The organism is Bradyrhizobium sp. BRP20, from assembly GCF_020194215.1.
GTDB lineage: Bacteria > Pseudomonadota > Alphaproteobacteria > Rhizobiales > Xanthobacteraceae > Bradyrhizobium > Bradyrhizobium yuanmingense.
This window is the reverse complement of the sequence record NZ_JADYVY010000003.1, coordinates 78,261-101,237: the sequence shown is the minus strand read 5'-3', so window position 1 is coordinate 101,237 and position 22,977 is coordinate 78,261. Positions and strand designations below refer to the sequence as shown.

General features: G+C 64.6%; 23 protein-coding genes. 7 read left to right on the top strand and 16 right to left on the bottom strand.

The genetic code is table 11. The features are described from left to right. Positions 1–19: 19 nt before the first annotated feature. Genes I6F33_RS09520 through I6F33_RS09510 form a run of 3 tightly spaced genes read right to left on the bottom strand, consistent with a single transcriptional unit; the run spans position 20 to position 3,171 of the window. The gene (locus I6F33_RS09520; protein WP_225142158.1) at positions 20–1,327 is read right to left on the bottom strand and encodes an FAD-binding oxidoreductase; all 1,308 of its coding nucleotides are present in this window, start codon (positions 1,325–1,327) and stop codon (positions 20–22) included. Between the two features lie 14 nt (positions 1,328–1,341). Next, the gene (locus I6F33_RS09515) at positions 1,342–2,058 is read right to left on the bottom strand and encodes an HAD family hydrolase (protein ID WP_225142156.1); all 717 of its coding nucleotides are present in this window, start codon (positions 2,056–2,058) and stop codon (positions 1,342–1,344) included. 33 nt (positions 2,059–2,091) lie between these two features. Next, positions 2,092–3,171 (bottom strand): ABC transporter ATP-binding protein, encoded by a 1,080-nt coding sequence (locus tag I6F33_RS09510; RefSeq protein ID WP_225142145.1) that lies wholly within the window; start codon positions 3,169–3,171, stop codon positions 2,092–2,094. A gap of 210 nt (positions 3,172–3,381) precedes the next feature. Between I6F33_RS09510 and I6F33_RS09505 the strand changes: the two genes are divergently transcribed. After that, on the top strand, positions 3,382–4,320 hold the full coding sequence (locus I6F33_RS09505; RefSeq protein ID WP_036007129.1) for a LysR family transcriptional regulator: 939 nt from the start codon (positions 3,382–3,384) through the stop codon (positions 4,318–4,320). 247 nt (positions 4,321–4,567) lie between these two features. On the opposite strand, the gene uxuA is transcribed toward I6F33_RS09505, so the two are convergent. The 6 genes from uxuA to I6F33_RS09475 all read right to left on the bottom strand — a co-directional run bounded on the left by uxuA (position 4,568) and on the right by I6F33_RS09475 (position 10,836). After that, positions 4,568–5,758 (bottom strand): mannonate dehydratase, encoded by a 1,191-nt coding sequence (uxuA, locus tag I6F33_RS09500; protein ID WP_225142142.1) that lies wholly within the window; start codon positions 5,756–5,758, stop codon positions 4,568–4,570. Between the two features lie 72 nt (positions 5,759–5,830). Next, a complete protein-coding gene (locus tag I6F33_RS09495; RefSeq protein WP_225142140.1) occupies positions 5,831–6,880 on the bottom strand; it encodes an L-idonate 5-dehydrogenase in 1,050 nt (349 codons plus the stop codon). Then, positions 6,877–8,283: a TRAP transporter large permease gene (locus tag I6F33_RS09490; RefSeq protein ID WP_036027397.1), complete on the bottom strand. Its 1,407-nt coding sequence runs from the start codon at positions 8,281–8,283 to the stop codon at positions 6,877–6,879. The genes I6F33_RS09495 and I6F33_RS09490 overlap by 4 nt, the downstream gene beginning before the upstream one ends. 4 nt (positions 8,284–8,287) lie before the next feature. Then, a complete protein-coding gene (locus tag I6F33_RS09485; protein ID WP_225142138.1) occupies positions 8,288–8,866 on the bottom strand; it encodes a TRAP transporter small permease in 579 nt (192 codons plus the stop codon). Between the two features lie 112 nt (positions 8,867–8,978). Next, on the bottom strand, positions 8,979–9,956 hold the full coding sequence (locus I6F33_RS09480) for a sialic acid TRAP transporter substrate-binding protein SiaP (RefSeq protein WP_225139182.1): 978 nt from the start codon (positions 9,954–9,956) through the stop codon (positions 8,979–8,981). 67 nt (positions 9,957–10,023) lie between these two features. After that, positions 10,024–10,836, bottom strand: a complete 813-nt coding sequence (locus I6F33_RS09475) for a FadR/GntR family transcriptional regulator (protein ID WP_036007117.1) — start codon at positions 10,834–10,836, stop codon at positions 10,024–10,026. Positions 10,837–10,979: 143 nt separating this feature from the next. On the opposite strand from I6F33_RS09475, the gene I6F33_RS09470 reads away from it, so the two are divergent. Both I6F33_RS09470 and I6F33_RS09465 read left to right on the top strand, forming a co-directional pair. After that, complete coding sequence (locus I6F33_RS09470) at positions 10,980–12,464, top strand: mannitol dehydrogenase family protein (protein ID WP_225142136.1); 1,485 nt, start codon at positions 10,980–10,982, stop codon at positions 12,462–12,464. 95 nt (positions 12,465–12,559) lie between these two features. After that, on the top strand, positions 12,560–12,967 hold the full coding sequence (locus I6F33_RS09465; protein WP_036007097.1) for a nuclear transport factor 2 family protein: 408 nt from the start codon (positions 12,560–12,562) through the stop codon (positions 12,965–12,967). A 24-nt stretch (positions 12,968–12,991) separates the two neighbouring features. Here the strand turns inward: I6F33_RS09465 and I6F33_RS09460 are convergent, their stop codons facing one another. Continuing rightward, a complete protein-coding gene (locus I6F33_RS09460) occupies positions 12,992–13,747 on the bottom strand; it encodes an HAD family hydrolase (protein ID WP_225126149.1) in 756 nt (251 codons plus the stop codon). A 155-nt stretch (positions 13,748–13,902) separates the two neighbouring features. Between I6F33_RS09460 and I6F33_RS09455 the strand changes: the two genes are divergently transcribed. Both I6F33_RS09455 and I6F33_RS09450 read left to right on the top strand, forming a co-directional pair. Further along, complete coding sequence (locus I6F33_RS09455; protein ID WP_225126151.1) at positions 13,903–14,751, top strand: SDR family oxidoreductase; 849 nt, start codon at positions 13,903–13,905, stop codon at positions 14,749–14,751. Between the two features lie 122 nt (positions 14,752–14,873). Continuing rightward, complete coding sequence (locus I6F33_RS09450; RefSeq protein WP_225126153.1) at positions 14,874–16,142, top strand: serine hydrolase; 1,269 nt, start codon at positions 14,874–14,876, stop codon at positions 16,140–16,142. A 55-nt stretch (positions 16,143–16,197) separates the two neighbouring features. Here the strand turns inward: I6F33_RS09450 and I6F33_RS09445 are convergent, their stop codons facing one another. Continuing rightward, positions 16,198–17,085 carry a dienelactone hydrolase family protein gene (locus I6F33_RS09445; RefSeq protein WP_225126155.1) on the bottom strand — a complete coding sequence of 296 codons (888 nt, stop codon included), beginning with the start codon at positions 17,083–17,085 and terminating at the stop codon, positions 16,198–16,200. Between the two features lie 616 nt (positions 17,086–17,701). On the opposite strand from I6F33_RS09445, the gene I6F33_RS09440 reads away from it, so the two are divergent. After that, entirely contained in the window at positions 17,702–18,280 is a 579-nt protein-coding gene (locus tag I6F33_RS09440; RefSeq protein ID WP_036007089.1) for a MarR family winged helix-turn-helix transcriptional regulator, read from the top strand. A 12-nt stretch (positions 18,281–18,292) separates the two neighbouring features. Here the strand turns inward: I6F33_RS09440 and I6F33_RS09435 are convergent, their stop codons facing one another. After that, entirely contained in the window at positions 18,293–19,249 is a 957-nt protein-coding gene (locus I6F33_RS09435) for a hypothetical protein (protein WP_036027405.1), read from the bottom strand. Positions 19,250–20,068: 819 nt separating this feature from the next. On the opposite strand from I6F33_RS09435, the gene I6F33_RS09430 reads away from it, so the two are divergent. Further along, positions 20,069–20,839 carry a response regulator transcription factor gene (locus I6F33_RS09430; protein ID WP_036027407.1) on the top strand — a complete coding sequence of 257 codons (771 nt, stop codon included), beginning with the start codon at positions 20,069–20,071 and terminating at the stop codon, positions 20,837–20,839. Between the two features lie 233 nt (positions 20,840–21,072). On the opposite strand, the gene I6F33_RS09425 is transcribed toward I6F33_RS09430, so the two are convergent. The 4 genes from I6F33_RS09425 to I6F33_RS09410 are packed head-to-tail and all read right to left on the bottom strand — an operon-like array spanning position 21,073 to position 22,975. Then, positions 21,073–21,531 (bottom strand): hypothetical protein, encoded by a 459-nt coding sequence (locus I6F33_RS09425; RefSeq protein ID WP_036007081.1) that lies wholly within the window; start codon positions 21,529–21,531, stop codon positions 21,073–21,075. Next, positions 21,528–22,040: a flagellar biosynthesis protein FlgN gene (locus tag I6F33_RS09420; protein ID WP_225142134.1), complete on the bottom strand. Its 513-nt coding sequence runs from the start codon at positions 22,038–22,040 to the stop codon at positions 21,528–21,530. Before I6F33_RS09420 ends, I6F33_RS09425 begins: the two co-directional genes overlap by 4 nt. Positions 22,041–22,079: 39 nt before the next feature. Further along, positions 22,080–22,559 (bottom strand): rod-binding protein, encoded by a 480-nt coding sequence (locus I6F33_RS09415; RefSeq protein WP_036027409.1) that lies wholly within the window; start codon positions 22,557–22,559, stop codon positions 22,080–22,082. Beyond that, on the bottom strand, positions 22,556–22,975 hold the full coding sequence (locus tag I6F33_RS09410) for a hypothetical protein (protein ID WP_036007058.1): 420 nt from the start codon (positions 22,973–22,975) through the stop codon (positions 22,556–22,558). Before I6F33_RS09410 ends, I6F33_RS09415 begins: the two co-directional genes overlap by 4 nt. Positions 22,976–22,977 lie beyond the last annotated feature (2 nt).

The window sequence follows — 22,977 nt, the reverse complement described above, 5'->3', positions numbered from 1 at the left end:
TCACCTCCTCCAAATGATCTCACCGACCGATCGCATCGAGAAACTGGTACCAGCCGGCGACCACGCGCACGGCGGGCTCCCGCAGCGGATAGAACGGAATCGCCTTCATGCGCCGGGCGTCGAGCAGGCCGACGTCGGGCGCCTCGCCGCGCACGAAGGCGGCGAGATAGCGGCCCATCAGGCTCGACATCGCAACGCCGGCGCCGTTGTAACCCACCGAGAACAGCGTGCGCTCGTCGAGCCGGCCGATATGCGGCACCGAGTCCAGCGTCATCGCAACGAGCCCCGACCATTTATATGCGAGCGAGACATCGGCGAGATCGGGGAAGATGCCGACCATCGCCTTGCGCAAGGCATCGAATGCGGCCTGCGAATCCTGCTTGCCGAAGGCGCCGCGGCCGCCAAAGATGACGCGGTTGTCGACCATGCGGAACCAGCGCATCATGCGCTTGGTCTCGGTGTAAGTGCGCCCCGTCGGCATCAGTTTTCCCGCGAGATTGCCGGGAAGCCGCTCGGTTGCGACCATGGCGCTGCGGAACGGGATCAGCGTGCGCTGCAGATGCGCGGTGGCGCCGGTCAAATCCGAATAGCTGTTGGTGGCAATGATCGCCTGCCTGGCGCGCACCGCGCCTTGCGGTGTCTCGGCAACGATGCCGTCCTTCTCGCGCCGGAGCTTGACGACCGGCGACTCCTGGAAAATCGGAACGCCGCGGCTTGCAACGCCATTTGCGAGGCCGCGCAGATAGTTCAGCGGATGGATCCCGCCCGAGCCGGGATTGAGCACACCGCCGACAAAGATGTCGGAGCCGGTCTCCTCACGCACCTGTCCCTTGTCGAGAATGCGGACCGCGGCGGAGCCCATCTCGCGCGTCATCCAGTTGGCTTCGTCGATCGCGGCCTTGAGCGTCGTCTCATTGTGCGCGGCCTTGACCTGGCCGGTGCGCACAAGGTTCGCGCTGGTGATGCCGAATTCGGAGACGAGCTCCTCGACCATGTCGGTCGATTCATGCGCGATCTCGTACATGCGCCGCGCCATGGCGCGGCCGTGTGCGGCATCGATCTCACGGAACGAGAGGCGGAATTTTGCGGTGATCACGCCGCCATTGCGCCCGCTCGCGCCCCAGCCGGGACGGTTGGCCTCGAGCACGACGGGGCTGAGCCCGCTCCTGGCAATGTGGTGCGCGGCGGAGAGGCCAGTGTAGCCGGCGCCGATGATCACCACATCGGCTTGGCTCTCGCCCGACAACACGGGAAACGCGCGCGCCGGCTCCGCCGTGGCTTCCCACAGTGAATTGACCGATGGCAGCGCGCGCCAGTCCCGTGTCATGCCACAGCTCTCCGTTACGCCGCCGGCCCGATCGCCGCGTCGGCAAGCGCCTTCAACGTCGGATAATGGAAGTCCGGCTTGGTTAGCGTCTCCACCGCCGGCGTACCGCCGAAGCCGGCAATGCCCTGGCGGCGCTCGATCCAGCACACCTTGTAGCCGAGCTTCCGCGCGATCCCGATGTCGTGATACTGGCTCTGCGCGACGTGCAGGATGTCGGCCTGCTTGTAGCCGAAGGCGGACTGGCGGCCCTTGTTGTAGGCGAAGAATTCCGGGTTCGGTTTTGCAACGCCGGTGTCGTCGGCGCAGACGGTGTCATCGAAGGGATTACCGAGCGCATGCGCGTAGCACGAGAGTGCGACTCGGTCGGCATTGGTCATCGCGACCAGGCGGAACTTCGTGCGCAGGCGCTTCAGCGCCTCGACCGAGTCCGAGAACGGCCCCCAGCGCAGCACGGCGAGCTGGAACACGTCACAGGAGGCATCGTCCGCCGGCAGCCCGAGTTCCTTGGCGAGATAGCGGTAGACGTAGAACATCACCTCGCTGGAGCGCTCATAATGCTTGTCGCGGCCTCGCTTGTAGGATTCGAAGATCTGCTCGTCGCTGAGCTCGGCCGCCTTCTTGCCTCCGATCTTGCGCACCGCTTCAAGTACGCCGGTCTCGAAATCGATCAGGGTGCCGACGACGTCGAAGGTGAGAACCTTGAAATTGCTGAACGCGGCTTGGGTCGACATATCGCTTCTTCTCTCGGTTGAACAAGGCTGGATTCAGTCCACCCTGGGTACGACAATGGTGTCCTCGGGGTGGAGCGTAACGGTGAGGCTGCCGCCGAGCGGCGGGATGCGGTGATAGGCCTGGTGATAGCTCGGTTGGCGCAGGCTGAGCGCGATGCCGCCTTCGAGCGCGAGGAAAATGCGCAGGCTCTCGCCCTGATAGACGATGTCGGTGACGGTCCCGGTCAGCCGGTTACAGGCGGCATCCTGCGCGCCGTCATCAATCAGCAGCTTCTCGCTGTGCACGGCCAGCATCAGGGCATCGCCATCGGGAATGGCGCGTGCGCTGCGCAGCAAGGCATTGCCGAGCGCAACGCTGGAAGCATCGACGCGGCGGACCGGCAGCATCGTGGCTTCGCCGATGAAGCTGGCAACGAAGGAATCGACGGGATGGTCATGCAGCCGCGCCGGCTCGTCGATCTGGACCAGCCGGCCGTCCTTCATGACGGCGACGCGGTCGCTCATGGTCAGCGCCTCGCGCTGGTCATGGGTGACGTAGATGATGGTCGCGCCGATCCGCTTGTGCAACGCGCGCAGCTCGATCTGCATGGATTCGCGCAGCTGCTTGTCGAGCGCGGAAAGCGGCTCGTCCATCAGGATCAGGCGCGGCTCGAAGATCATGGCGCGCGCCAACGCCACGCGCTGGCGCTGACCGCCGGAGAGCTGCGCGATGCCGCGCTCTTCATAGCCGGCAAGCCCGACCATGCTGAGCGCTGCGCGCACCTTGTCCGGCCAGATGGATTTCGGCAGGCGTCGCGCGCGCAAGGGAAAGGCGACGTTCTCGCCGACGCTCATGTGCGGAAACAGCGCGTAATTCTGGAACACCACGCCGATGTCGCGCTTGTGCGGCGGCATGTAGGTGACGTCACGGCCTCCGAATAGAATCGTGCCTGAGGTCGGCAGGATGAAGCCGCCCAAAATGCCGAGCAGCGTGGTCTTGCCGGAGCCGGACGGGCCAAGCAGTGAGACGAATTCACCGGCGCTGACATTGAGCGAAACGTCGTCGAGGGCGCGAACGGCGCCATAGGCCTTGCTGGCGGACCTGATCTCGACGCTCTCCGCGCGCTTGTCCAACGATCGACCTCGCGATGTCCCTCAGCCGGCGTGCCTCACTGCGCGCCATAAGCCTGCTTTATAGACAGGGATTTGGAGCACTCACGGCAAAGCGTGCGCTGCACCAAATCCTCTCTCGAAGGGCCTGTCTTTAAGCTGTCATGCTGATGACACCAGACTTGGCAAAATCCGGCAATTGCCAAATTCTCACCGCGCCCATAACATGACGTTATGCCAGAGCTCCGTCGCATGCTGCCGTCCAGCAACGCCCTGTTCGTCTTCGACGCGGCGGCGCGCAATGGCAGCTTCACCGCGGCGGCCGCCGAGCTGAACGTCACGCAGCCGGCGGTGAGCCGCATGCTCGGACAGTTCGAGGAGCATCTCGGCGTTCGCCTGTTCGATCGCAAGGCGGGCCGCGCGGTGCTCACCGAAGAAGGCGAGCTGCTCTATCGCCGCGTGCTCGAAGGCTTTCGCAGCATCGAGAGCGGGCTCGTCGAGATCGAGCGGCGGCGCAAGGGCACCGAGACGGTGACGCTGTCGGTCTCCTCCGCCTTCACCACGCACTGGCTGATGCCGCGCATCGACAAGCTGCAGAAGCAGTTTCCGCAAGTCGATCTGCGCTTCCAGTTGATTTCCGGCGCGCTGCGCGGGCCGGTGGAGAATGTCGATCTCGGCATGCGCTTCCGCGATCGCGACGAGCCGCCCTCCGGCGGCACGCTGGTGATGAAGGAAGTGATGCTGCCGATGTGCAGCCCCACCTATCTCGGCGAGACCGATCCCGCCGAGGGCAACACCATCATTCGCCTCGCCGAGACACCGGGCGACTGGGCTGCGGATTACACTTCGCTCCTCACCGGCCGCCGCGGCGCGGCCAAGGCGCTGAGCTTCACGGATTATGCCGTGGTGGTGCAGGCCGCGCTGCTCGGCCAGGGCATCGCGCTCGGCTGGCTGACGGTCGCCTCGCACTGGCTGCTCACCGGCGCGCTGGTGCCGGCCTCCGACCGGCTCACCACCACGCGCCGCATCTGCGAATTCCTGCCGCCGCGCAACCGCCCGATGCGCCCGATCGCCGCCGAGATCCGCGACTGGATCATCGCGCAGATGAAAAGCGAGATCGCCGCGATCGACCGGCTCTATCCGAAGCTCGGCGCCATGGCGGCGTGCTATTGAGCCTGGAGCGAGCTTCACAAGAAGCCGTCATGCCCGGGCTTGTCCCGGGCATCCACGTTCGCCGTGCCACGTGGTAAGGCGTGGATGGCCGGGACAAGCCCGGCCATGACGCTGTGGAGGCGTCGCCCCCCTCCCTCCACGTCATTGCGAGCGCAGCGAAGCAATCCAGAGTCTTTCCGCGGAGGGATTCTGGATTGCTTCGTCGCAAGAGCTCCTCGCAATGACAGTGTGGAGAGAGGTTTGCCCGCTACCGATGCTCGATCGCCCTGATCGCACCGCGCAACTCTGCGAGGCCGCGCAGGCGGCCGATGGCGGTGTAGCCGGGATTGGTGCGCTTGGTGGCGGCGAGATCGTCGAGCATGCGGTGGCCGTGATCGGGACGGAACACGATTCTCTTGTCCGGTGCGCGCCGCGCGTTCTCCTTCAACAGCGCCTTGAGCACCGCGATCATGTCGACGTCACCGTCGAGATGGTCGGACTCGTAGAACGACAGGACGTCCGCCTCGCGCTTCGTCGCGCGCAGATGGGCGAACGCGATGCGCGGGCCGAACCGCTCGGCCATATCAGGGAGATTGTTCTCCGCGCGCACGCCGAGCGAGCCGGTGCAGAAGCAGATGCCGTTGGCCTTGGACGGCACGGCATCGAACAGCGCCTGATAATCGTCGGCGCTGGAAGCAATGCGCGGCAGGCCGAACAGCGGCCGCGGCGGATCGTCCGGATGCAGCGTCAAGGAGACATCGAGCTGCTCGGCCACCGGCGTTACGCGCGCGAGGAATTCCGCGAGATGCTGCCGCAATATCTTTGGCGTGATGTCGCGATAGGTGTCCAGCCGATCGCGGAATTGCGGGATCGTCATCGGCTCGGTGGTCGAGCCCGGCAGCGCGCTGGCAATGACCATGACGAGATAGTCGATATCCGCCTGGCTCATCTGCTCGAACAGCTTTTTAGCGCGCGCCTGCTGCTCGGGGGTATACTCCTGAGCAGCCGCCGGGCGCTTCAGGATGTGCAGCTCGAATGCCGCAAAGCGGTCCTGGTCGAAGCGCATGGCACGGGCGCCGTTCGGCAGCTCCCATTCCAGATCGGTGCGGCACCAGTCCACCACGGGCATGAAGTTATAGCAGATGATCTTGATGCCGGACGCGGCGACCGCCTCCAGGCTCGCGATCCACGCCTCGATCGACTTGGTCGCTTTTCCGCCGAGGCGCTTGACGTCGTCAGGGATCGGAATCGATTCCACCACCGACCAGGTCAGCTGCGAGCGGCCGGGCTGGCCGTTCTCGATGAAGTTCTTGCGCTCCTCGACCGCCTTGCGCGTCCAGGCCTGTCCGATCGGCACCTGATGCAGCGCCGAGACGATCTGGCTCGCCCCGGCCTGCCTGACGTCATCGAGCGAGACCGGATCATCCGGCCCGTACCAGCGCCATCCCTCCAGCATCATGTGCTGCCTCCCATAGCGTTTTCGAGCGAAGTGGGTACCGGTTCGCGTGAAGAAAACGCGTCAAAACAAAAGTCAATTCGCGGTCAACACGACCTTGACGCTCTGCGAACGGTCGAGCGCCAGCCGCAGCGCGTCGGGCGCGGTCGAGAGCGGCCGCTCGGCGGTGACCAGCGACAGCACATCGACGCTGCCGTTGCCGATCAGTTCCACCGCATTCATGAACTCGAAGCCGAAGCGGAACGAGCCGCGCAGATCGATCTCCTTCGCCATCACCGCATTCGACGGCGTCGGGATCTGGCCGCCCGGCAGATTGCCGATCTGCACCACGACGCCGCCGCGCCTGACGATGCCGATCGCGCTGGCAAGGCCGGCAGCCGTGCCCGAGACCTCGAACGCGACGTCATAGGGGCGCGACGCAGCCTGCGCCTTCAACCCTTCCTCGCCGGCAGAGACGTTCTCGACGTGGGAGGCGCCGAGCTTGGTCGCAAAGGCCAGCGGCGCCGGCGCGATGTCGGCGACGGTGATGTCAGCCATGCCGGCGCGGTGCGCCGCGAGCATGGTCAGAAGCCCGATCGGGCCGGCACCGAAGATGATGCCGCGCTTGCCCTCGATCTTGCCGGCGCGCGCCACCGCGTGCAGGCACACCGCGAGCGGTTCGGCCAGCGCGGCCGCCTGGTAGGACACGTGATCGGGAATCTTCACGCACTGCGCAGGGATCGCATCGAAGTAGTTGGCGAAGCCGCCCTGCATGTGCGGCGTCTTCGAAGCCGAGCCCATGAAATAGATGTTCTCGCACAGGTTCGGCCGGCCCTCGCGGCAGGCGACGCAATGGCCGCACCAGCGCGACGGGTTGACGGCGACGCGGTCGCCGACCTTCAGGTTCGCAGCGGCACCGGAGATCTCCACGACCTCGCCCGAGATCTCGTGTCCCAGCACCAGCGGCGACTTCACCACGAAGTCTCCGGTGCGGGCATGACGAAAATAGTGCATGTCCGAGCCGCAGATGCCGCCGGCGCCGAAGCGGATGCGCACCATGCCGTCAGCGAGCCTGTCGAGCGGATGCTCGATCATGCGCAGGTCTTCGGGGCCGAACAGGGTCGCGGCGAGAGCGGTCGAGGTCATTTGGAGAGTCCCATGTATTTTGGCAGCCAGAGGGTCAGTTCGGGAATGAAGGTGATCGCGATCAGCGCCAGCATCAGCGGCACCAGCCAGGGCAGGATCGCCACCGTCGTACGCTCGACCGAGAGCTTGGCGACGCGGGCGAGCACGAACAGCACCATGCCGAGCGGCGGATGCAGCAGGCCGATCATCAGGTTCAGCGTCATGATCAGGCCGAAATGAATGGGGTCGATGCCGAGCTTGAGCACGATCGGCAGCAGGATCGGCACCAGGATGGTGATCGCCGCCGTGGTGTCGATGAAGCATCCCACGAACAGGATCAGCACGTTGGCGAGCGCCAGGAACACCCATTTGTTCTGGGTGATGCTGAGCATCCAGTCCGAGAGCATCTGCGCCGCCTGCGACACCGTCAGCAGCCAGGCGAAGATCGACGCCGCCGTGACGATGAACAGCACCGAGGCCGTGGTCTCGATGGTATCGAAGGTCGCCTTGGCGACGGTCTGGAACGTCATGGTGCGGTAGCGGACGAGGCCGAGGAACAGCGACCAGATCACCGCGGCGACGGCGGCTTCCGTCGGCGTGAACCAGCCCAGCGTCATGCCGCCGATCAGGATCACTGGCGCCATCAACGCCATCACCGCCGAGAAGTCGAAATACCAGTCGATCAGGAGCAGCGTGCCGAGGCCGATGACGACGGCCATGTTGACCGAGAGGCCGGCGAGGACCATCAGCCAGATCGCCATCGGGAACGACAGCACGATCAATATCTCGAGCCCGGCCGAGCCGAGCTGCGGCCAGGAGAATGGAGTGTCGCTGCCCCATTTGTTCTTGTGCGCGAAATAGGTGACCGTCACCATCATGAACAGCGTCAGCACGACGCCGGGAATGACGCCGCCCAGGAACAGCGCGCCGATCGAGACGTTCGCCATCATGCCGTAGATCACGAACGGCAGCGACGGCGGAATGATCGGCCCGAGCGTTGCCGAGGCCGCGGTGACGCCGACCGAGAACTCGGTGGAGTAACCGTGGTCCTTCATCGCCTTGATCTCGATGGTGCCGAGACCGGCGGCATCCGCAATCGCGGTGCCGGACATGCCGGAGAAGATCACCGAGCCGATGATGTTGACGTGGCCGAGGCCGCCGCGCATCCACCCCACCAGCGCAACCGCGAATTTGTAGATGCGCCCGGTGACGCCGGCGATGTTCATGAGATTGCCGGCCAGGATGAAGAACGGCACGGCGAGCAGCGGGAAGCTCTCGACGCCGGCGATCATGCGCTGCGCCAGCGTGACGTCGGGCGTCACGCCGCTGACCAGGATATAGAGCAGCGACGACACCGCCATGGCGATCGCCACGGGAACGCCGAGCAGCATGAGAACGAGAAAGCCTCCGAGCAACAGCAGCATGGTTTTATCCTTCCGATCCGTCGTAGGCACCGGGACGTTCGAGGACCGAGTAACCCTGCCGCCAGTTCTGGATCGCCACCTGCACGGAGCGTGCGAACATCAGCACGAACCCGAGCAGCACGGCGTAATAGACATAGTCCTTGGGAAGATTGATGGTGGTCATCTGCTCGTCGCCGATGATCCTGATGTAGACCCAGACCAGCTTGATGGCGTAGCCGAAGAAGGCGATCCGGATCAGGTCGATCGCGGTCGACAGCACGCGCCCTACGGCATGCGGCAGGTAGCGATAGACGAGGTCGACCTGGATATGCCGCGACAGCCGTACGCACATCGACGAGCCGATGAAGACCACCCCGATCAGGCAATAGGTCGCGATCTCTTCGGTCCAGGCGTAGCTGTCGTTGAGCACGTAACGGGTGAAGAACTGCAGGAAGACGGCGAGCGCCATCACCCAGAAGATCGCGAGCGCCACCCAGTCCTCGAAGGCGTAGACGCCGAGATCGACCTTCGGCGTCGCCTCCTCCTCGAAGGTGTGCGCGATCTCGTCCGCGGTGATCTGCCGGTGAATTTCGGCGTTGGACATAGGGGCTCCTCAAACTCGCTACGTCGTTCCGGGATGGTGCGTTAGCACCAGACCCGGAACCTCGAGATCCCGGGCTCGGTCTGCGGACCGCCCCGGGATGACGGCTACGTCGTCACTTCACCGCCTGGATCTTCTCCCAATCGGCCTTGCGGTAGCCGAACGTCTCGAACGCGACGTTCTTCAGCACGGTGTCGCGGAACTCGTTCTTGTCGACCTCGGTCACGGTCAGGCCCTTGTCCTTGAAGAAGGCGACCAGCTTGGCCTCGTTCTGCTTGATCTCTCCGGTGGCCTTGGCAGCCGCCTCCTGCGCCACGTCGGTGAAGATCTTCTTGTCCTCGTCGCTGAGCTTCTTCCACAGCGCGCCGGCAATCACCGTGTTGAGATGGTCGACGATGTGGCCGGTCAGCACGATGTGCTTCTGCACCTCGTAGAACTTCTTGGCCTCGATCGTTGTCAGCGGATTTTCCTGCGCCTCCACGGTGCCGTTCTGGAGCGCGAGATAGACCTCGGCGAACGCGATCGGCGCGGTGTTGGCGCCGCAGGCGCGCGGCATTGCGAGGTAGGCCGGAACGTCGGGCACGCGGATCTTCAGGCCCTTCATGTCCGCGCAGGTCTTGATCGGCTTGTTGGACGAGGTCTGGCGCACGCCGTAATAGGTCACCGCGACGATGTGGTGGCCGCTCTTGTCCTCATAGCCCTTGGCGAGCTCCTTGAAGATGTCGCTCTTGGTGTAGGCGAGCAGATGATCGGCATCGCGGAAGGTGTAGGGATAATAGGTCACGCCGATCGGCGCGAAGCTCTTGGCCGCGAAGCTCGATCCGGAGATGATGATGTCGACCGAACCGAGCGAGAGGCCCTGGTTGATGTCGGTCTCCTTGCCGAGCTGCGAGGCCGGATAGACCTCGATCTGGTAGCGCCCGTTGGTGCGCTTATTGATCTCCTGCGCGGCCCAGACCGAGGCTGTGTGGAACGGCTCCGAGGGCTCGTAGACATGGGCCCATTTGAGCTTGGTCTGCGCCATGCTGGCGCTGGTCGCTGCCAACAGCGTGGCGGCGGAAATCACTGCTGCAATCGTCATCTTCTTTAACATCGACTTTTCCTCCATCGTTCAAGTCTGCTTGTTCGCCCGCCCCGGCATGGATGCGGGCCGCCCAATCTCATCGCCGCCGCGAGCTGCCGCTCTTGGCCTGTTTCTTCGATGGTCGTTTTGATTTCGCCGGCTGAACCCCGGACGGCGCCGCCCGCCTCCGTGCAGCCGGCGCCCCTGCTGATGTCTCGGCACCAAAATTCTGTGCAAAGCGCTCCTGCGAATGCGCGAGGTGATCGCGCATGGCGTCATGGGCCGTCAGCGGCCGGCGCGCAGCGATGGCGTCGCGCACGGCCCGGTGCTCATCGAGCGCGGTTCGCCACGTGGTGGGATTCTCGAAATAATGCGCTAGCTGCGCGAAATAGGGATTGAGGCGCTGGTCGAACAACTCGCCGACAACCCGCACCAGCACGGCATTGCCGAGACATCCTGCCACGGCGATATGGAAGGCGCGGTCATGAACCATCGAGGCTTCGCCAGGATGGTCGACATTCTCCATCGCGACGAGCGCGGCGTCGATGCGGTCGATGTCATCTTTGGTCGCCACGCGCGCGGCCTGTTCGGCGATGGCGCTCTCCAGGAATTCGCGGGCGCGCAAGAGTTCGAACGGGCCTTCGATGACGGCAGTAGCTGTCGGCGCGGCCACGGCGGCGGGCTCGATCACATAGATGCCGGATCCGACGCGGATGCGCAGGCGCCCTTCGACCTCGAGCGCAATCAAGGCTTCGCGCACCGTGGGCCTCGACACCTTGAGCTGTTCCGCGAGGTCGCGCTCGGTCGGCAAGCGGCTGCCGACCGCGTACTCGCCGCTGTCGATCAGGCTTCGCAATTGATCGGCGACCTGGCGATAGAGCCGTCTCGCCTCCACAGCTTCCAGCGGCACGCTGGTCCTCCCGAAAAGGTCTCGCGCGGCGCCTCCGGCGCCCGCGGCCAGCCAATTTTGGAAAATTGGTCTTACCAATTGACCGGAGCATTGACCTGATACGGACGCCATGTCAAGCAGCGGCAAAGCAAGGGGAGACGTCCATGCGCCAGAGCTCGATGCGCCTTGGTCGCGCCAATCTCGACCGCCTGGCACCTGCCATCCGGCGGCCGGCCTATGACCGATCGCGCGTCACGCCCGGCATCGTGCATCTCGGGCTCGGGGCGTTTCATCGTGCCCATCAGGCCGTCGTCATCGACGATTGCCTTGCTAGGGGCAGCATGTCCTGGGGCATCATCGGCGCGAGCCTGCGCAGCCCGGATACGCGCGACGCCCTCGCCCCGCAGGACCATCTCTACACCGTCGCTGTCCGCGCCGCCGAAGGTACCGAGCACCGCGTGATCGGCGCCCTGCTCGACAGCGTCGTCGCGCGCGAGAAGCCGGCAACCCTGGTCGAGCGGATGGCCGATCCCGCCATCCGCATCGTCTCGCTCACGGTGACCGAGAAGGGCTATTGCCATACGCCGCAGACCGGCGATCTCGACGAGCGGCATCCTGATGTCGTGCACGACCTCAATAATTTCGACGCGCCGCGCTCGGCGCCGGGCTTCATCGTCGCCGCGCTGGCACGCCGGCGGGCGCAGGGTCTTTCGCCCTTCACCGTGCTGTGCTGCGACAACCTCGCCGCCAACGGCCACACCGTGCAGCGGATCGTCACGCAGTTCGCCGCGCTGCGTTCTAGGGAACTCGGCAAGTGGATCGCCGACACGGTTGCGTTCCCCTCGACTATGGTCGACCGCATCGTGCCGGAGACGACGGATGCCGACCGCGATGCGGTCGCATCCGCGCTGGGCATGCGCGACGCCTGGCCTGTCATGACCGAGCCGTTCACGCAATGGGTGGTCGAGGACCGCTTCACCGCGGGCCGGCCGGACCTTGCCGCAGCGGGTGTCGAGCTCGTCGGCGACGTCAAGCCGTTCGAGCTGATGAAGCTGCGGCTGCTCAACGCCAGCCATTCCGCGCTGGCCTATCTCGGCTATCTCTCCGGCTACGAGACCATCGCCGACACGATGCAGGATCCGCATTTTGCGCGCCTCGCCGCGCAGGTGATGGAAGAGGCCGCGGTGACGCTGACCATGCCATCAGGCACGGATCTCGCCGCCTATCGCGCCTCGCTGCTCAAGCGCTTCGCCAATCCGGCGCTGCACCATCGCACTTGGCAGATTGCCATGGACGGCTCGCAAAAGCTGCCGCAGCGGCTGCTCGGCGCGATGCAGGATCGCCTTGCCAGAGGCCTGCCCATCGCAACGCATGCGCTGGCGGTGGCCGGCTGGATCCGCTACGTCAGCGGCGTCGACGAGCAGGGACGGCCGATCGACGTGCGCGATCCATTCGCCGCCGAGTTCGCCGCGCTGGCGCGCGAGGCAGGACCCGTTGCCGAGCGCCTCGCGCCGGCACTGCTCGGGGTGGCGAAGGTGTTCGGGCCGCTCGGCGCCGAGCCGCGCCTGCGCGAGGCTGTCACCGCGGCGCTCGGCCGCCTCTATGCCGACGGCGCGCGGCGGGCCGTGGCAACGCACGTTTCAGCGTGACCACGACGCGGGCAGCATCCTGAATGCTGCACTGCGGCCAAAGTCGACGGAAAGTCGCGCTTGATTTTTGCCTGTCCTTGCCCCACCCGAGAGCGATGGGAAACGACACCAAGGTCATTGCCGCCAACGCGGCCTTTTACGCGGCATTCTCGACCGGCGACTTCGCCGGCATGGAACGGATGTGGGCGGATGACGACGGCATCTCCTGCATCCATCCCGGCTGGCCGGCCATCATCGGCCGCGCCACCGTGATCGGAAGCTGGCGCGACATCCTGCAAAACCCGCAGCGGCCGCAGATCGTCTGCGCCGAGCCGCAGGCCATCGTCGACGGCGACAGCGCCCGCGTGCTCTGCATCGAGATCGTCGACGGCACCGCGCTGGCTGCGGCGAACCATTTTCGCCGCGTCGGCGACGACTGGCGCCTGGTGCATCATCAGTCCAGTCCGATCGCACAGATTGTCGAGCAGGCCGAGGACGATAGAGCAAGTCACCGCGTCCACTGAGCACGGCGATCACGGCGCCGTGATCTACTGTGCATGGGGTTGTTTTTCAGCTTTTGTTTGGCGGGCCGAAAGTTCCGACAGATCGTCGAGCACGACATGCGCGCCGGTGAAGTCGTCGTCCCCGAAGAACGTGCTGCGGGTGATCAGAACCGGGACGCCGGCGCGCGAGGCCGCGATCAGACCGTTGGCGGAATCCTCAATCGCAACGCAATCGGATGCCTCGAGCTTCAGCCGCGCCAGAATCTCGAGATAGACGTCGGGCGCCGGCTTCTTGTGCCTGACGTCGTCGCCGGCGACGATCGCATCGAAATCCGCGGCCCAGCGTTTGCCCAGCGCCTGCGACAGCAGCGCATCGATATTGCCGTGCGATGTGGTGGTCGCAATCGCAAGCCGCTGGCCGCGCTCCTTCGCGGCCCTGAGCAAATCCGTCACGCCTGGCCGCAAGGGACAGCGGCCGGCCTCGACAAATTCGGCATAATGCGCGGTCTTGATGCGGTGAAGTTCTGCGATGTCCCCGTCCGACAAGGGCGGAGCGGTCACTAGCCTCTCGTGGTAGGCGCGCATGCGCTCCTTGCCGCCCGTCACCCGCAACAGGTCCTTGTAGACGGCGCGGTCCCACTGCCAGTCGAGACCGAGGCGGGCGAAGGCGAGATTGAAGGCCTGCCGATGCAGCTCCTCGGTTTCGGCCAGGGTGCCGTCGACGTCGAAGATCAGCGCGGCCGCGCGCCGGATCAGATCGGCGGCGTCCGCTGGCGACTGAACCAACGCTTCGGCCTGCATGATCGATGCCTCCCTTCCGGCGCTGCGTAAAGCGATCATCGGCCGAGCCGGAGGGCGAGACAAATCGCAATATCTTTTGCCGGACCCAAAAATCTCTTATGAGCGAACGGTGCGCGACGGCGCGAACGGGAACTTTCGATCTGCACAGGAGACGCATGCGGCTCTTCATCCTCGGCCTCGGCTACAGCGCGCGGCATTTCGTTCGCAAGCACGGCGGCAGCTTCTCGCATGTCGCCGGCACCGTGCGCGATCCCGCGCAGCGGAATGACCTCGCCGGGATCGAGGTGCATCCGTTTTCCGGCAGCCTTCCGTCGCCCGAGACGGTTGAACGGGTTCGCGACGCCGACGTCCTCCTGGTGTCGATCCCGCCCGGCAGCACCGGCGATCCCGCGATCGCGGCGTTTGGCGGCGTGCTGCAGGGAAGCCGCCGCAAGGTCGTCTATCTCTCCACCATCGGGGTGTACGGTGATCACGGCGGAGCGTGGGTCGACGAGAGCACGCCGCCGCAGGCCATCCTCGACCGCACGCGGATGCGGATCGCGGCGGAGCAAGCCTGGACGGATGCGGCGGGCGGCGATGCCGCGATCCTGCGGCTTGCGGGCATCTACGGTCCCGGCCGCAACGCGCTGGCGACACTGCGCGCGGGAACGGCGAGGCGCATCATCAAGCCGGGACAGGTGTTCAACCGCATCCACGTCGATGACATCGCGAGCGCGATCATCGCCGCTATTCATCACCAGGGCGGCGGCGTTTGGAACGTCTGCGACGACGAGCCGGCGCCGCCGCAGGACGTGATCGGCTATGCCGCGCAGCTGATGGGCGTGGCGCCGCCGCCGGAAGAAGCGTTCGCCACCGCCGAAATGTCGGCGATGGCGCGCAGCTTCTATGCCAGCAGCGCCCGCGTCTCCAACGAGAAACTGAAGCGCGAGCTCGGCGTCACGCTGGCCTGCCCCACCTATCGGCACGGCCTCGACGCTCTCTGGCGCGCAGGCGAAGGACGTTAGGGTTCCTGCGCTTCGATGCGTCCCAGACATGCCGCGCCCGCGCTTGACTTCCTGCCGGCGCGGTCGTGATCTAACCTTCGAGCGAGCCACCGCACAACGAGCTCGCCTCTTGGGAGAATGCAATGAACAAGACGATCGCCATGATCGCGGCAACGATTGCTGTCGTCACGCTCGGCGCCGCGCGCGCTGCGCCGCTGCCCGAAGCCAATCCCGACGATGTCGGATTTTCGAAGCAAGGCCTTGCACGCCTCGATAATTTCTTCGCGCGCGAGATCGCGGCCAAGCGCGTTCCCGGCGCAGTGGTCGCCATCGCGCGCGACGGCAAGCTCGTCCACTACAAGGCCTATGGCCTGCTCGATCCGGCCAAGGGCACGCCGATGCCGCTCGATGCGATCTTCGCGCTGGCCTCGATGACCAAGCCGATGGCCGCGGTCGCCGGCCTGACGCTGATGGAACAGGGTCGGCTGCCGCTCCAGGCCAAGCTGTCCGAATACTATCCGGGCTTCGCCGACATGAAGGTCGGCGTGCCTCAGGCGGACGGATCACTCAAGCTCGAACCGCAGGCCTCGCCGATCTTCATCCACGATCTCTACCGGCATACGTCGGGGTTGATGTATGGCGGCCGCCCGGACTCATCGAGCCCCGTGGCGCGGCAATATCCTGATGGCATTGCGCCGGCGATCGACGGCGACACCCAGGCTTTTATCGATCGCATCACCAAGCTGCCGCTGGCGCAGCAGCCCTCGACCGCGTTCGAATACGGCTTTTCGATCGACGTGCTCGGCGCTGTCGTCGAGAAGGTGAGCGAGCAGAAGCTTGGCGACTATCTCGCTGCCAATGTCTGGCATCCGCTCGGCATGAAGGATGCGACCTTTCATCCGACCGAGGCGCAGCGCCCGCGCCTCGCCCGCCCCTTCCCGAACGATCCGCTGACGGGCAAGCCGCAGGCCATCAAGCTCCTGGACACCACAACCAAGTTCGATTGCGGCGGCGCCTGCTCGTTCGCGACGGTCGGCGACTACATCCGCTTCGGACAGATGTTGCTCAACGGCGGCGAGCTCGACGGGCAGCGCATTCTCGGTCCGAAGACCGTCCGTCACATGACGGCGAACCATCTCGGCCCCGAGATCAAGAACAACGTCGCCAATGTCGAGCCGCATCGCGGCGGCTTCGGCTTCGGCCTTTCGGTGGCGGTCCGGACCAGCGAAGGATTGTCGTCGGTCCCCGGCAATCCGGGCGAGTTCACCTGGAACGGAGCCTACGGGACGCAGTTCTTCTGCGATCCCAAGGACCGTCTCGTCGTCGTGGTGGGAACGGCGGCACCGGGTGAGCTCAGGAAGTATTATCGCGAGCAGGTCCAGGACATCGTCTACGGCGCGATGACGAAGTGAGACCGTCACATGAAAGAGAAAGGGCGGCCACTTGGGCCGCCCTCTTGATTGACCGTCAGCTCAACACGCCGTATTTCCTGAACCAGGCCTCTGCCTGCTTCCAGGCATCTTCCGCGGCGTCCTTGCGGTAGCTGCCGCGATAGTCGGCATGGAAGCCGTGCGGCGCTTCGGGGTAGATCTTGAAGTCGGCCGTCTTCTTGCTCTGCTCGAGCGCGGCCTTCATCTGCTCGACCTGCGCGGCGGGAATGCCGGTATCGGCGCCACCATAGAGGCCGAGCACCGGCGCCTTCATCTCGGGCGCGAGCTGCAGCGGGCTCTTCGGCCATAACGGGTTGGCTGGATCGACCAAGGTCCCGTAGAAGGCAACGCCCGCCTTGAGCGCACCGCTGTGGGCGGCATACTCCCAGACCGTGCGGCCACCCCGGCAGAAGCCGATGATGCCGAGCTTCGTCGTGTCGCCGCCTTTCGATCCTGCCCAGGCGACCGTCGCGTCCAGATCCGACAACAGCTCTGCGTCCGGCTTCGCATTCACCACCGGCAGCAGCTCCTTGATATCCGTGACCTTGGTCAGGTCGATGCCCTTGCGGAAATAATAGTCGGGCGCCACTGCGAACGCGCCGAGCTTGGCAAGGCGGCGCGTCACGTCCCGGATGTATTCGTGCAGCCCAAAGATTTCCATCGCCACGATGACCACCGGCGCCTTGGCGTTGCCGGCCGGGCGGGCGAAATAGGCGGGCATTTCCTCAGAGCCGACCTTGATCTTGGCATCGCCGGCCTGGAGGCCGCTGGTATCCGTCGTGATGATGTCGGCCCGGACCGGACCGGCCGCGAGCGTGTAGCCAGCGGCGACGGCAGCGGTGGCGCTCATGAATCCGCGGCGCGAGAGCGGGGCAACTTTCGTCAGTCCAACGACGTCGGATGTCATGGTGGTTTCAAAGCTCATCGATCTTCCCATTCCTGATTCCCATGCTGATGCCCCTCGGGCGCCGCATTCGCCAGTAATTGCCGGATAAACGCAAGTCACCAGCCTGCGAGCACGCGGCTCACCACTTCATCCCTTCGTTAGCGAGCGCCGGTGTCCGCTGCCCGCCGGAGCGTGGGCCGTGTACCGGACTTAACCGCCTGGCTGCACTGCACCGCAACATCCATTAACCGAAAGGAATGGTTCTTTGCCTGCCGGCCAGGCCGCTTGGCGCTGCGCAGAATGCGCCTGAGCGCAGACCCGACAGGCTCTGCCGCAACAAATAGCAATCGCAGCGACGATGGTGACACATCATGTTGCTTACGCATCGCTCATCATCACCAAATCACGTGCGAACCGCCGTCATTTGATTGAAATTTTCGGAGGATCTTGGCCGCGCGATTTACCCGGTCTTTCTTTGTGACACCCTAGTTCCACGGCCGGAAGTTCCATCTTCGGAAACGTAGAGGCTTCTTCCCGCGACGCGCGATGCTCGCCCGCAACGGACGGCGGAGCGCGAGCGGGTCTCATTCTCGTCCGCCCCGATTGCGCTACCCGAGGCCCAATTGAATAAACGTTTATGCGACCTGGAACTGAAATGAATTTGGCTCGTGAATCGATTGAACTGTTGGAGCAGGCCGCACGCATCCTGTGGTTCGAAGGCACCAAGCACGGTTTGCGCGACCGCGAATGGATGGCGCTGCGCTTCCTCTCCCGCGCCAACCGATTTTCCCGAACCCCCTCGGCGCTGGCGAGCTACGTCGGCACCACGCGCGGCACCGCCTCGTTCATCATCGGCGAGCTCGAGCGGCTCGGTTATCTCGAGCGGAAGCGCTCGGCCACGGACAAGCGTTCGGTGACGTTGAGCGTGACCCAGCAGGGCAAGAAGTTCCTGGTGCGCGATCCCGTCAACGTCCTCATCGAAGCGATTGGCGTTCTGGACGACGAGGTCAAGATCCGCTTCCGCGACACGTTCCGGCACGTGCTGGACCACTCCGATGCCGCCGAGCAGCGGCACCACACCGACGTCTGCAAGCGGTGCATCTTCCTGCGGGAGGATCGCGCCAATACCGACAGCAAGACGACGGCCGAGTTCAGCTGCCGCCTGTTTCGCGCACCGATCGCCGAAGCGGAGGTCGATCTGCTGTGCACCAGCTTCGAGCATCACCGCCAATAAAAGGCGGCTCGTTCAGGGCGTTGCCTTGCGCGACGAATAGATGACGCCGCCGCTTGATTCCACCACCAGGCGCCCGTTCTCGTTCCTGATCTCTTCGATGCGGCCAAGACCGGGCACCTGTTGTCCCAGCACGGCTTCGATGACACCGTTCGGGCCCTGCAGGATCGCAATTCCCTCATAGGCCTGACGGACCGACCAGCCCTTGATCGCCTTGCGCGGCGCCAATGCACGCTCGGGTGCAGGCACCGATCCCGTGAATTCGGGCGCGGCGACCGCGGCCATCATCGGCCCTTGCGCTGACACCGGCTGCGTCTGCACCGTCGCCGGCGCGGGAGCTTGGGCTTGGGCTTGCACCTGAGCGAGCTTGTCGAGCTTCACCGTAGAGGACGAGCTCACCCGCTCGATCCGGTCGAGATTCTCGGCAAACCGGCCGAAGCGATCGTTCGTGACCTTGCTGGATTGATCGACCGCGGTCCGCAAGCCATCGAGGTTTTCAGACACGCCCGACACTTGCTTGCGCAGTTGCGCGACGGTCTCGCGCAGAATCCTGATCTCCGCATTGGCCGCAACGTTGTTTGGCGCGGGCTGGGTGGTGAGATAGGCGATCACGCCGGTGCAGGCGCAGACCACCAGCATGGCAGCGACCGCCAGAGTTGCGAGCGGCGCGACCCAGGTCGGACGGGGTGGCGGCGGCTTCGCCACGATCACGGCCGGCTTGATCACGACCGGCGCCGGCTTCGGGATCGCCATCTTGTCGAGGCGGGCCTTGGCACGAATCCGCTTCAAGCCGTCGAGTGCCTCCTTTGCGAGAGCCTCGTCGCTCGCCGTCGCCGATACGCGCTTTGCACTCGCGGCAGGCTTGGTCGTCCGCGCCGCGTTGTCCATTGAATCGCTCGCCTCCGGCGCTGGCTTCGCCGCCGCGGAAGCGTCCGCGGTCGCGTTGGGACGAGCTTGTCCATCGGACAACATATGAAAATGCTCCGTTCGGTTCGGTCTGTCGAGCGACGACGTTATCTGTCGAAGCTTGCCTGAAACGTGCGGGTCGAAAGCCGTTCATCGCGCGTGATGCGACGTCGCATGAGTCGATTGCGCCATACACGTGGCGATAGTGCGACTCGAAAGACACACACTCGCCAAGATTTCATCAAGCTGGAGGCGCGGCGCAGACGTGAGTCGAACTTCCGCATGCGGAAAAGCGAGTTCCAGAGTCAATCCGGGGTTGAAAACCCATCAATGTGCGTGCCTCGGAGCACCACCCGAAATAGCTGTAATTGTACGGGGATGCGGAACTATACAACCATCACAATGCAAAACTAGTTCAGTATCAAAATCAACTGATACGTTTCGATGCATCAAGAAACAACCAGAAACAAATCAACAGCATCAAGTGCGTGTAGCAATCGCTTTCTTTCGCACGCTTGATCGGGAATCGGCAATCGCTACGGTTCTACTCAAGTGATTCTCGCCAGTTGGCGAGGAGATCGACATGGTTCAGCAGTGTTCGGACGCGATGAGCAACTTGGCGCAACTGTTCTAGGTCGTTTCTCAATCTGCTCCGCGAGGTGATCAGTAAGACACCCGCCGAGCCTCACGCAGTAAGCGTTTCAGTATCGAGTTGAAGTAACAGGCCTGCGAGACGCAGGCACTGAACGCGTAGGGCTGCCCGCGAATATCGAAACCACAACAACGGTTCGCGGGATGGAATGTCGTCAAACAGCATCGTTGCCGAGCCGGCGCATCACAACAACCAACCGGCCGCAACAAGTGCGAAACAGGGGCGAAAGACTGATGTATATTATCGTTGATGATCGTGAGAGCGTCGCGAACAGCTATGTCGGAGGGCTCGTTCGCGAAGGCGTATCGTCGATCGGCTTCTCCTCCGGAGAATTCTGGGACTGGCTGCAATCTGCGAGCGAGTCCGATCTGGCGGCGGTGGACGCTTTTCTCCTCGGCGATTGCGATGCCCGCGGAAGCCTGCCGCGGGCGATGCGCAAGCGCTCCTCGGCTCCCATCATTGCCATGAGCGGCCAGAAGATGCTCAAGAACACGCTGGAGCTGTTCGAATCGGGCGTGGACGACGTCGTGCACGTGCCGATCCACCTGCGCGAGATCCTGGCACGAACGGCCGCGATCGCGCGCCGCCGGGTGGGCGAGCTGCCGAGGCCCTGCGAGAGCAGGATCCAGGTCTTCTTCAACGGCCGTGATCCCGAAATCGCGGGCCACGCCCTCACCCTGCCCCGCCGCGAACTGCGCATTCTCGAATATATGGTGGCCAACCACGGCAAGTGGATCACCAAGACGCAGATCTTCAATGCGGTCTACGGCATCTTCGAGTCCACCTTCGACGAGAGCGTGATCGAGAGCCACGTCAGCAAGCTGCGCAAGAAGCTCCGCGACCGCCTCGGCTTCGACGCGATCGTGGCAAGGCGTTACGTCGGCTACCGCCTCAACATCCCGGCGGGCGAAACTCTCGACGAGCCGGTGCAGGAGCTCGAGGACGTCGGCATCCTACTGAACAGGACGCAGGCCGCCCCCGCGGCATACCCGGCCGGCAACTGACACGGCAGGACAGCGCCACGAACCGGCAACGGCCTCTGCGAAGCAGCTTCGCGGAGGCCGTTACACTTTTGGCGGCGAGCTGAGCGCACGCCTCGTCCTTCGAGACGGCGCTGACGCGCCTCCTCAGGATGAGGCTAATCGGCCGCGGTGCGCGCTGAGACTGGCGCCGCGCATTCCGTCCTCATCCTGAGGAGCCGCGTAGCGGCCTCTCGAAGGATGGCCGCAGAAAAGAGCTACGGCTTCTGCTGGAATTCTTCCTTGGAGACGTAGTTGAAGTCCTCGACCAGGACGTCCTGGACAATGTCACCCTGCATCCGTTCGTTGACGCGCTGCTTGATGGCCGTCGTCAGGATGGCGAGGTCGTAACGGGCGAGCTTCCTGAAGTCGAGACGATCGTCGGCATAGATCCTGCGGAAGGCCTCGTCGACGACGAACGGCTCCGGCGGGACGTTCAGCTGGTGCATGGTCCGCGCCTCCATGGTGTAGACGAAGCGCGCGACGATGTAGCCCTGGACATTGCCGTTCTCGACCATCGGCACGCTCAGCGCCCGCGTCTTGTGATATTGCAACCCTTCGAGATATTCGTCCTTCGCCGGCAGCAGGCTGCCCTTCTCCTTCCAATAGGCGACGGCATAGCTCGTGCCCGCCGTGAGGATGCATACCCAGAGCCCGGCCAGCACCAGCCTGATCATTTTCCGTCCTGCGCCGTGCGACCGGTATAGGTGCCGTCGGACTCGGCGTCCTTGACCGCCTTGACGATGATGCTCGCGACTTCGCGGACCGCGTCGTAGTGCATCTCCAGAATGGACCGATTCCGCTCGAGCTTCTCGCGCAGCCGCTGAATCTCCTCGGTGATCTCGACCTCGCCGCCGAGGTGCATCCGCGCCCGCATCAGGCGGACGAACTCGAGCATGCTCCGGCTCTTCCGCGCGCTGAAATCGTCGAAATCGATCTTTTGGCCGGTCGCGAGCGCTGTCGTCTCCTCCTCGACGATACCTGCGAGCCGGCGGATTGCGGCCAGCAGGCCACGCATCTCGTCCGATCTCACCCTGTCCGCGGCGTCGACCCTTGCCTCGTCACCCCCGATCGGCAGCAGCACGGGCAGCAGCGCATCGCTCGCTGCGGCTTCCGTCGTCACCATGTCGGTGTCCGCGACCGCCTGGTCCATCGCCACGGCCACCGCGCCTTCTTGTGCCTGCATTGGAAATTCACCTCTCAACTTCTGTCACCCGTTCGCGGATCATGATTTGGCCTTCGCTGCGTCCGGTCCAGCCGGATGCGCGGCGGCGAGCTGCCGGGCGATGCCGACACCGTTGCCCTTTGCCAGCTGACTGCCGAGCTGCTCTGCAAGCATCGACTTCCAGACGCCGCCAGCCGTGCCCTTGCCAAAGACCTCCTCCGACTCCTTCGGCAACATCGTCTCGACGAAGGTCTGGAGGATGAAGGCCTCGAACTTCCGGTAAATCTCGCCGGATGCCGGCGCCTTGATCACCTGCACCGGCGCGCCATTCACGGCACCCGACTGCGCTTCCGCGTCTTTCGCCGCGGCTTGATCGGCGGTCGCCGCTTTGGCCTTGCCGACTTCCGCCTCCATCGTGGCGGCGAAATCGGCGTCCGACGATTTCAGCGCGTCGAGCTTCGCGGTCGCGGCGCGCTGCGTCGCGGGGTCCGCGGCTTCGAGGACGTCGAGGACGAGGTCGGGCGTCGCTGTCACGATCATGTCTTGTTCCGGTTGGCTGGCTGTGGCGTCCAGGCGTGCACGGTAAGGCTCGTTCCCGTCATGTCCTCGAGCGAGCGCTTCTCGGCATCGCGGAGCTTGTCTGCGAGTGCGGCCTTGGCGACCTCCTCCAGCTGTTTCACGCGGCGGGTCTCCCGGCGAACCTGGTCGAGCTGCTGCGCGGCCTGCGCCTGCACCGCACGGGCGCCGACGCTCGCCCTGTTGAGACGCCGCGCGATCGATTCGTTCGACGATCCCGCCGGCGGCTTTCCATCGTTCAAGGCTCCGACCAGCCATTCCTGCTCGTCCTGCAGGCTGCGCTCCTGCTGCCGCAATTGCGCGAGCTGCCATTCGGAGAGCCGGAGCTGCAGCTTCACCAGCGAGACCATCCGGCCGAGCTTGTCCGCGCGCGATGTCATGA